Source organism: Fictibacillus sp. 7GRE50, from assembly GCF_015903875.1.
In the GTDB taxonomy this organism is placed as follows: domain Bacteria; phylum Bacillota; class Bacilli; order Bacillales; family Fictibacillaceae; genus Fictibacillus; species Fictibacillus phosphorivorans.
The window spans coordinates 64,801-74,033 of record NZ_JACZDW010000006.1 but is presented as its reverse complement, the minus strand read 5'-3'; the positions used below and the strand labels follow the sequence as shown (position 1 = coordinate 74,033).

General features: G+C 37.9%; 13 protein-coding genes. 12 read left to right on the top strand and 1 reads right to left on the bottom strand.

Translation table 11 applies throughout. The features are described 5' to 3' along the window. Positions 1 to 84: 84 nt before the first annotated feature. The 12 genes from IHV12_RS19950 to IHV12_RS19895 all read left to right on the top strand — a co-directional run bounded on the left by IHV12_RS19950 (position 85) and on the right by IHV12_RS19895 (position 8,535). On the top strand, positions 85 to 522 hold the full coding sequence (locus IHV12_RS19950; RefSeq protein ID WP_197192032.1) for a hypothetical protein: 438 nt from the start codon (positions 85 to 87) through the stop codon (positions 520 to 522). Beyond that, positions 509 to 1,027 (top strand): macro domain-containing protein, encoded by a 519-nt coding sequence (locus IHV12_RS19945; RefSeq protein WP_197192031.1) that lies wholly within the window; start codon positions 509 to 511, stop codon positions 1,025 to 1,027. The genes IHV12_RS19950 and IHV12_RS19945 overlap by 14 nt, the downstream gene beginning before the upstream one ends. Before the next feature lie 15 nt (positions 1,028 to 1,042). Next, on the top strand, positions 1,043 to 2,269 hold the full coding sequence (gene mobP2, locus IHV12_RS19940) for a MobP2 family relaxase (RefSeq protein WP_197192030.1): 1,227 nt from the start codon (positions 1,043 to 1,045) through the stop codon (positions 2,267 to 2,269). A 47-nt stretch (positions 2,270 to 2,316) separates the two neighbouring features. Next, positions 2,317 to 3,717, top strand: a complete 1,401-nt coding sequence (locus IHV12_RS19935) for a DUF3991 domain-containing protein (RefSeq protein WP_197192029.1) — start codon at positions 2,317 to 2,319, stop codon at positions 3,715 to 3,717. Between the two features lie 38 nt (positions 3,718 to 3,755). Then, entirely contained in the window at positions 3,756 to 4,151 is a 396-nt protein-coding gene (locus IHV12_RS19930) for a hypothetical protein (protein ID WP_197192028.1), read from the top strand. A gap of 299 nt (positions 4,152 to 4,450) precedes the next feature. Then, positions 4,451 to 4,636 carry a hypothetical protein gene (locus IHV12_RS19925; protein WP_197192027.1) on the top strand — a complete coding sequence of 62 codons (186 nt, stop codon included), beginning with the start codon at positions 4,451 to 4,453 and terminating at the stop codon, positions 4,634 to 4,636. Positions 4,637 to 4,697: 61 nt separating this feature from the next. After that, positions 4,698 to 4,943, top strand: a complete 246-nt coding sequence (locus tag IHV12_RS19920) for a hypothetical protein (RefSeq protein ID WP_197192026.1) — start codon at positions 4,698 to 4,700, stop codon at positions 4,941 to 4,943. A gap of 58 nt (positions 4,944 to 5,001) precedes the next feature. Further along, entirely contained in the window at positions 5,002 to 5,250 is a 249-nt protein-coding gene (locus IHV12_RS19915) for a hypothetical protein (protein WP_197192025.1), read from the top strand. Between the two features lie 58 nt (positions 5,251 to 5,308). Beyond that, positions 5,309 to 5,770, top strand: coding sequence for an LPD11 domain-containing protein (locus tag IHV12_RS19910; protein WP_231620815.1), 462 nt, complete (start codon positions 5,309 to 5,311; stop codon positions 5,768 to 5,770). 241 nt (positions 5,771 to 6,011) lie between these two features. After that, positions 6,012 to 6,650 carry a hypothetical protein gene (locus IHV12_RS19905; RefSeq protein ID WP_197192024.1) on the top strand — a complete coding sequence of 213 codons (639 nt, stop codon included), beginning with the start codon at positions 6,012 to 6,014 and terminating at the stop codon, positions 6,648 to 6,650. Between the two features lie 44 nt (positions 6,651 to 6,694). Then, on the top strand, positions 6,695 to 7,468 hold the full coding sequence (locus IHV12_RS19900) for a Fic family protein (protein WP_197192023.1): 774 nt from the start codon (positions 6,695 to 6,697) through the stop codon (positions 7,466 to 7,468). A gap of 587 nt (positions 7,469 to 8,055) precedes the next feature. Beyond that, positions 8,056 to 8,535 carry a toll/interleukin-1 receptor domain-containing protein gene (locus IHV12_RS19895; protein WP_425590180.1) on the top strand — a complete coding sequence of 160 codons (480 nt, stop codon included), beginning with the start codon at positions 8,056 to 8,058 and terminating at the stop codon, positions 8,533 to 8,535. Positions 8,536 to 8,664: 129 nt separating this feature from the next. Here the strand turns inward: IHV12_RS19895 and IHV12_RS19890 are convergent, their stop codons facing one another. Next, positions 8,665 to 8,949: an AbrB/MazE/SpoVT family DNA-binding domain-containing protein gene (locus tag IHV12_RS19890; RefSeq protein ID WP_197192021.1), complete on the bottom strand. Its 285-nt coding sequence runs from the start codon at positions 8,947 to 8,949 to the stop codon at positions 8,665 to 8,667. Between the last annotated feature and the right edge of the window lie 284 nt (positions 8,950 to 9,233).

Genomic DNA, 9,233 nt, shown 5'->3' with positions numbered 1-9,233 from the left:
GTGAAAAGTTGTCTTCAGGTGATTCAACATAACACAAAAGTGATTAACGAATTTATTCGGATCAACGAGGAAGGATGATGAAAAATGGTAAGTAAACATGTGCGTTTTAGTGATGAGGTAGAGTCAGACTACGGGATTGTCTATTTGAACAAAAAAATGGCCGAGTATAACTTAAACATGAACCAAACCATCGAAAGAATTTTTTCTGAACATGAGCTGTTCCAGAAGATGCTCAACAATCATGACGAATTGCTCGTCGAGAAAATTTACGAGCGATTCAAGAGAGATCTTGACGTGATCCGAGTCAGAACAGGTTACGCGGATAAGAACGCTCGAATTGGTCTGGAACTTTGGAACGGATACATCTTAACGAACAACCAGGAGAACTATGTCACAACAGAATTGGTCGAAACGAAAGCCCTTCAGCAAGCCCGTGAAAAAGTGGAGGGTGACATCGCAGCTTATCGTCAAAAGAAACTAGAACGTGAGAAAAAAGGAGAATCAGTCAGTGATCCAACTTAAGAACGGACGTATTGAAAACTGTGAGGCTGATGTGATCGTGAATGCCTCAAATGGGGTCGGCTACATGGGCGGATTTCTTGGCAAGTACATCAAGTTTCCTGGGGTTGCTGAAGCTCTTCATTTTGCGACAAAAGGTTCCATTGAAAGAGAAGCAAAACAGGTGTTAGCTCAACAAAAAATGAATGCTGGGGGTGTCTTCATAACTTCAGCAGGAGGCTTGAAAGCCAACTACATCTTTCATGCGGTCACAATGAACAAGCCAGGGCAAACCTCTTCTTTACAAACGGTCGAAACGTGCCTGAAGAACATTGTAAATCTTGCGCGAGCTTTCGATTTTAAGAAGATCTCGCTTCCTTCTCTCGGAACAGGTACGGGTCGACTGAACAAGCAGATGGTTGCAAAACTTTACTATGATGTATTGAAGAATGAACGAACCACATATGAAGTCGTAGATCCTCAAGGTGATTTCAACACTCACCTTGATTTTTATTTTAAAAACCGATGAATGTAAGGTGATTGCATGGGAAGTCCAGGTGTCGTACTCGTATCAAAATATGTATCGGGAAAGTCAAAAAAGTTTACGTCTTATGTGAACTATATTAATCGAAACGAAGCTACTCGCTCACAGAAATTTGAAACGTACAATGTGAATCGGTTAGACGGTTACAACCAATACATGGAGAACCCAGAAAAGAGTAATGGGATCTTTACTAAACACAAAGACCATCTCACTCAACGAGAAAAAAATCAGTTAAAACATATTTTCAAAACCGCCCAGAAGAATGACTCTGTTATGTGGCAGGATGTGATTAGTTTTGACAATGCATGGCTAGAAAAAAATGGGTTTTATAAAGAAAAAACCGGCTGGATCAATGAAAGTGCCATCCAACAAGCTATACGAAAAGGAATGGATGTTGTTCTCCAACAAGAGAGCATGGAGGAGAGTGCGGTTTGGGCTGCCTCCCTCCATTTTAATACGGACAACATTCACGTTCATGTTGCTATCGTGGAACCACACCCAACCAGACCTTATGGTATTTATAAAAATAAAAAAACGGGAGAGACATACGAGGCTAGACGTGGGAATCGTAAAAAAACAACGTTGGATAAATTCAAAAGCAAAGTAGCCAACTCTCTATTGGATCGTGACAAGGAGTTAACAAAAATATCGGAACTGATCCACAATCGGATCGCTCCTAAAGGATACAAATTTAGAACGAAGCAAGATCGTTTCTTATTGAAGAGATACAACGAAGTGTACAAGAAACTTCCTACAGATATGAGCCTGTGGAAATACAATAACAATGCCATAAAGGAAGTAAGACCGGAGATCGACATGCTGATTACGATGTATATCGAAAAGTATCACCAAGCCGATTTTAAAGAGCTCGATCAAGCGTTAAAAGAGGAGATGAATTTCCGAAAGGGTGTGTATGGAGACGGTGAAATTGAGGTCAAACGGTACGAGGAATACCGTGAGAATAAACATCATGAACTATACACGAAACTTGGTAACGCCATGTTAAAGGAAATGAAAGAGATCCGCATGGAGGAAAGAGCTTCTTTTCAAAACCGTTCTCTTGATGGGAAATCCCCTCAGTCCTTCCACTCTGAGTACCAGGGCCGATTAGGGAATTCAGCACTGTATCAAATAAAACGAGCGCTTGATGTGGATTATCAAAGCTTAAAGAACAAACGTAAATATCAGCGACTACAAAAAGAAATGGAATATGAACAAGGAAGGTGAAGCCCACATAGGTCTTCACCTTTTTTTATTTTAAGGAGGGAATACACATGAAAAAAAGAATGAGCGATGAACAAATTCAAGACGCAGCATCCGTCGATATCGTGAGCCTTTGTGAAGAGATGGGCTATGCGCTTGAAAAGAAATCTGAACGGTATTACTTTGGAATCGATCATGATAGTTTGGTCATCGATCGGAAAGAAAATGTCTTCCACTGGAACTCGCAACGCATCTCGGGAAACACCATCGTCTTTGTTCAAACCTTCTTTGATAAAACGTTTCCTGAAGCCGTTAAGATGCTTACCTCCAACGACTATCAAAAGGGGATGGAAAAGCGTTTCGAAGAGGCTCCGGGGCAAGAATATGTCTATCAGATCCAACACGATACATCTACAGCTGCGGTTGAAGACTATTTGATTCAGGAGAGAGGCATCGATCGCCAGATCGTTTCAGCTTTAATCAAGAAGGGACTCATTCGCCAAGACATCAAAAAAAACTGCGTGTTTGTCTGGGGTTCAACCGGTCAGTGCGTTGGGGCAGATCTTCAGGGAACGGTGGCTATGAACAATGGGAATGGAAAGCGTACAACGTTTAAGCAAATTAGTAAGAATTCAGAAGCCCATTATGGATTTAACGTATCTTTAGGATTGCCCAAATCACTCTACTTTTTTGAAAGTCCCATCGATCTATTAAGTTATTGGTCCTTAAATAAAAATCTAAAAGATTGCCGTTTGATCTCCATGAGTGGACTAAAACGGCAAACGGTAATGAATATGATTCATCATACAGCTGCATCCAGGGGAACGTTGCCGGTGAACGGGATATTCTTTGGTGTAGACAATGATGTGGCCGGACATAAATTCGTTGATAAGATGGAACAGATGACAATGAAGGCAAAAGATGGCCAAGAAATTAAACTACAGAATTTGATTCCTAATGACACGCAGATCCCAAAAGAATACATTCCGATGTACCAGGACGCAGCTATTGCATACAGAGTGGATTGGAAGCAAATTGCGGCCATTCATAAAGCAGAAACCAATCTAAGTGAGACGAATGAAATATCCAATGACTTTGGTTATGGACGTTTCTTTGGAAAACCGTTAGAAGCCGGAGGGAAGCCTGAGAGGATCGATTTGCAATCTTCCATACAAAAGTGTGCAGAAGTCCTTTCAAACCATCTTACACACGGCACGGTGGATTTAAGCGCCGTTCTACATCACTCTTCATTTCCTTTAGATGCATTGGAGAAAATGCAAAGAAAAGTGGTCAAGTACCATGAAGCATACGAAAATTTAGGATATCTCCCGGTTGAAGAACCTGTTAAAGACTGGAACGACAAGTTAAAGGAAAGGAGCCATCAAAAACAGATGGATCGAGGTTATACGATTCTCGCAAAAAAGTCTAAACAAGTTGAGAGAAAGAAACAACAACTTACCTATGGGATGTAAGGTAGCTGAAGAAGCGAGCAGTTGGGGAGGAGAAGTTTATGAATAAGGAATTTAAGATAACAGGATATTTTCAAGACGGTGGATATGGTATAGATGTAACCATAGAAATCATTGAATGTTCAAGTATAGAAGAAGCTGAAGAGATTGCACGAAAGACAAATTTAGGAGAGTTATATTTAGAAGACGGAAAGATTTATTTAAAAGTAGATGGCCACACTGAAATTCTAAATGAGACGCATATAAATCGATGTGAAGTGTTAATCCCCAGACCTAATATAAAACATGATAAATTAATGGGGTTCTCCATATATGAGCAAGAAGACTATAGTTCATTAAGCTTGGAGAGTTTCATTCAAGCAAAAATAATGGAGTTCGTAAATGGGAAAAGGATACGTTTTGAAAGTGTAGCATATGGAATCAGTGAAATTACTTAGAATGTCAGCTGCATTTTTTATCTTTCCTAATAAAATGATAATTTCAATATACATTCAAGTGTAAAAGACTTAAAATCCTTTGCGATCTGCCGATATGAAAAAGGTAGAAGTTTTATCCAACAAGAAGAAATACATTTCTTCGTCCCTTTCATGTACCTTAGAGCGTCATCCATTTTGGATGGCGCTCTTTATATGTTTGTGAATAGCTCAATAGTTAACAATTATACCTTTTTTACATTAAAGTGTTGTAATTTTAATGTAAAAAAGGTATAATTAGTTTATAGAAGGAGGTGCTAATCATGAGAAATCAAAAAAGTATTATTAGTAATTTACCAATTGGAACTTCGTTATTAATTAGAACATCAGATCAATCATATGGCGGTACGTTAATAGCTATGCATAGTGAATGGTTCGTCATAAAAGAAGCGAATGGATTGAGATTCCCCATTAATTTTCAAGAGGTACTTTGGAACTCGGCAGAATAGAGAAGACTTAAATAGAAATAGCTAATAATAAGAAAAAAAGAGATTAGGAGAAAGAAAGAATATGAATACCGTTACGATTGAGAGACATCATACCGATTATCAAAACCATACATCTTTTATGTTTGAAGGGACAATTACGATTGGAAAAAGTTATCGAATTAATTATTCAGATGAGTACATTTACGAAGGGTATGTTGATCAAATCTTTCTAGATCCAGATGGTGATGAACTCATAGAGCTTCAAACCAAAGAAGGAAAACTTGAATTCATACCAGCGAAAGGAATTTATGAATTTGAAGTGATTTAAATGACAAAAATAAGGGGGGAAGGCCAGTTAAGGCTTTCCCTGATAAAGGATGAGGACTATGAACATACTCGAACATTCTTTCGAACTGGAAAAAGACATCTGCTATAGCGCCGGCCAATTAATCTCCCAAAAAGAAATAGAGGTTACAAACATACAAGATTTTATTTCAATAATCGTACCTCAAATAGAAAAAGAGTTTAAGGAAAGTTTTTCGTTATCAGATATAAAAGAAAACTATGAGGGGCTTATCTTTGACTTCACTACAGAACGCCTTTTAATTTACCACAAAGAGCGCAGATTACCTTAAATGAAGGGTGTATCTTTATATCATTTAAACATAAAGCGACTTAAAGGAGGAACGGGTAATGAACAAAAATACAACAGAAAATAGTAACATAAGAACTATGGAGTTAATGGGTGTGGACGATTGGGAAAGACCCGTATATAAATGTATTGAAACAAATCACTTATATAAAGACATAACACTCGGGAGTGACAGCCCCTCTTTATATTGCTGCGGAAATGTTTTTGAGGGTGAACCTGGTTTCCCTATCAACAGTGATTTAGAAGTTCGTTTTATCCAAACTTTTGAGAGACCAAGTCCTGAAAACCGTTTTAACTATATGTTGCTAGATAGGTTAAGAAGCGATTGCGATTATTACTTAGGTTATGGAAACAGAAATGCGAAGCATCTATGGGCTAATGATGAAAAAGAGCAGATCGCAAAAATGAAGGATCTGTATAATGGTTTTACTGATGATGAAAAACCTGAGTGGTTAACATACGAACAAATTTTACAGTACGAAAAGTCTATGGTTAATAATTAACTTAATTTGAAGCATGATGCAGGAAGACAGGGAATAGTAAGTTGTATTTCCTGTCCTACTCTTTTATTTAAAAACTGATTAGCTTTTTAAGTAGGGCTACAGTATGATTATTCTGTAAGACTTTTTTTCTTATATTGGCTATTTCCTTACCTGGAACACTGATTCCAGGTCTTTTTTTAAAATAAATAATGCGTTTTTGTTATAATTACAGTAATGAAATAAGATATAGGAGGCTTAAGTTTTGACTAGATTAAGTTTCAACTTTGACAAAGGTATGATTGATCGTTTTAATGCCTTAGTCCCCGAAACAGCAAGATCCAGAACTATTAGAAACTATTTACTGAAAGAATATCAATTACCACAAGATATAAAAGACTTACCCGTTCAATTGGAAGGTGAAAATGAGATCTATCCATTTCACTTTAATTCAGGAAGTATAGAAAAATTAGAAGAGATTGTACAAGAAGCTCAAAAGATGGGCATAAGCATAAATAAATCCATTGTACTTAGGGATATAATCAATAAGCTTATCGAGCGTTATACAATAAACTCATTCCCACCTAGGGTCATGAAAAGAAACACATTTAAAGTGGATCTTGGAACGGTTCAAGAGTTGGATAAGTATATTCCAAAAAAGGAACGAAGCATTTTTATTGAGGATTTTATAATGGAAGAATATGAAGGGCCTAGTGTACCAGGTGAGGTATTAAGAATTCGGCCTGCTTACAATGAAGATCTTAGTGTATCTTTGGAAATGGCCGTATTTAATAAACTTGAGCATTATGTGATTCAAACCAATACAAAAGGTGTGACGAAGGCAGCAATCTTTAGAGATGCTGTGAACAGTCTCCTTACACGCTTAAAAAGTGAGAAGAAGTAATTTTTTTAAAACAATAATGAATGTATGAAGAAAGGAGATTCGACATGAAAAAGGAAAGCTTGCCACAAGAATATTTAGAAGATGTTTTAGTAAGATTGGCGCACCATTCAACAGCAATAGAAGGAAATACGATTAGTCTTGCGGATACGGTTTCGATCCTTTTATATAACACGGTTCCAAGCCAAGTTAATCTACGTGAATTTTACGAAGTGGATAATCATCGAGAAGCGTTTGAGTATATTATCCAACAAGTTCAGACAGACCAACCGTTAACAGTAAACACAGTAAAAGACATTCATGAGCTACTAACGAATAAATTACAGCATGATAGAGGGAAATTCAAATCCTCAGATAATGCAATTAGAGGGGCTGACTTTTTAACAGCCTCAGCTAGTGAAACACCACAGTTAATGGATCAATGGGTAGGAAATTTGAATTGGCAGCTGGGAGAGGCAAAAAGCAAAAAAGAAATCATTAAGATCGTTGGTGATTTTCACATCCAGTTTGAGCGTATTCATCCGTTTTCTGATGGAAATGGACGTACTGGACGTTTAGTCATGAACTACTCTTTACTTCAGCACGGTATTCCGCCATTAATTATTGAAGCAAAGGATAAAGTGAACTATATTAACATTTTGGCCAACCAGGACGTAACGGGCTTTTTAAAATTTGCGGAACAGTTGATTGAACGTGAAGATGAACGAATCAATCGGTTTAGGAATAAAGAAAAAAATCATGTCCCAAACGTTGAGATTATTAAGCATGTCAACAGGGAAATTAAGAAGGTAAATAGAAAAAATATAGAGAATGAGAGGTAGTAGCGATATTTAATCCGAAAGATCAATAGGCGCTTTTTATTTCTTTTAGATTATGTTTGATACGATATCTATGTGCTCAAAAAACAAAGTCGTTTAAACGATAATAAACCCGTTTGAAATATAAAAAAATGTTTTAAAATAAAACGAAAACATCCGTTCCCTTATAAATTAATTAGCGAACGGATATTTTCGTTTTATTAATTGAGCAAAATTATGAACAGTTCTGCATAATCAGAACAATACGTTTTCTCATTTTATTGATACAATATATGAGAAGAAACGGATTAATTGAAATTATCCGAAAACTAAGGAGGTAACTGAAATGAACTTAGTAAAAGTCTCAGAACTACTCATTCAATTAGGGGGGAATGGAAATGGCTAGATGCACGGCTCCAGTAAGGGGACATTCAACAGCTAGTGGCGCAGCCAACTGCCCAGCGTGTAGTAGTAGGCGTTATAGTGGCTACAGCAGGTCGTACTCATCGAGTTCTTATTCCTCTTCCTATGGAAGTGACGGAGGACGAAGCAGTGGTGGAGGTTCTGGCCGAAGTGCAAAGCCAAGTTGGTCGAGATCAGGTTCGCCCGTGGTGTACACGGTTGAACAAGTTAGGGCACTTACACCAGTCCGCAACAGTGTTGAAAATCTGGCGGAGAGATCTGATCTTCGGGACGTATTCCTCTGCCATGCGTGGGACGATCGGAAAGGGGTGGCCAAGGAGCTGCACGATTTGCTTGAGTCACGTGGTGTCTCTGTCTGGTTCAGCGAGAAGGACATTGCCCTCGGTGTTCCGTTACTTCGCGCAATAGACAAGGGCTTGGCTAATTCGCGAGTTGGACTTGTACTGGTGACCCCTGCGATGCTACGCCGCCTTCCGGCAGAGGGCATCGCCGACAAAGAACTTTCAGTACTCCTCTCTCGCGATCGTCTTATTCCAATTGTACATGATACAACGTATGAAGCTCTCCGCGAAGTCAGTCCCTTGCTTGGATCGCGAACCGGTCTGAGCACTGAAGAAGATCCAATAGCAGATGTCGCGACAAAGCTTGCAGAACTGGTTAACATCTAAGTTCTGTTTGTCTACCTGGGTTTGCAATTTAAAGTAATCATTTAAAAAAGCCGCATTTGTATGAAATAATGCGGCTTTTTGTCTATAAAAAGGAAACAGCTTTATCATTTAACAGTCTAAGGGCTTTAATTACTTTACTAGTTGTGCATCTTCTAATTCTTTCATCAATAATCTAACACCTTCAGGACTCAGAATAATTTTATTATGGCCATATGTTTTATTGTTTGGAGAAACTGTCCCTGTAATGACGCACGCTTGATTAGCAGCATACTTCTTTAAAATGATTTCGCCGTTATCATCTGTAAATATTTCTATCGGATCTTTAATTTCAATATCTAAAGTTCTTCTTAATTCAACAGGAATTACTACTCTTCCAAGGTCATCTATTTTTCTTACTATACCTGTACTCTTCATTAATATCATCCTTTTCATTAACTAGAATTATGAATTGTTCGGATTTAAACCTCAAATTGTCAGCTGCAGCACCAGGATTTCCTGAAGAAAATTGAAGTAATAACGAACGTAGTTTTTATATAAGCAGTTATTGACCGGATATTTCGTTTACCTTTTCTCTATCTTTAGCAGCTCTATATAAAGTAGCCCTACTGATTTTGGTGATAGACTCTATGTCCTTGACTGTCATTCTATTGATGTCACGGTTAAAGAATAACTCTAAGGCGTATTGTAATCCTCTATGC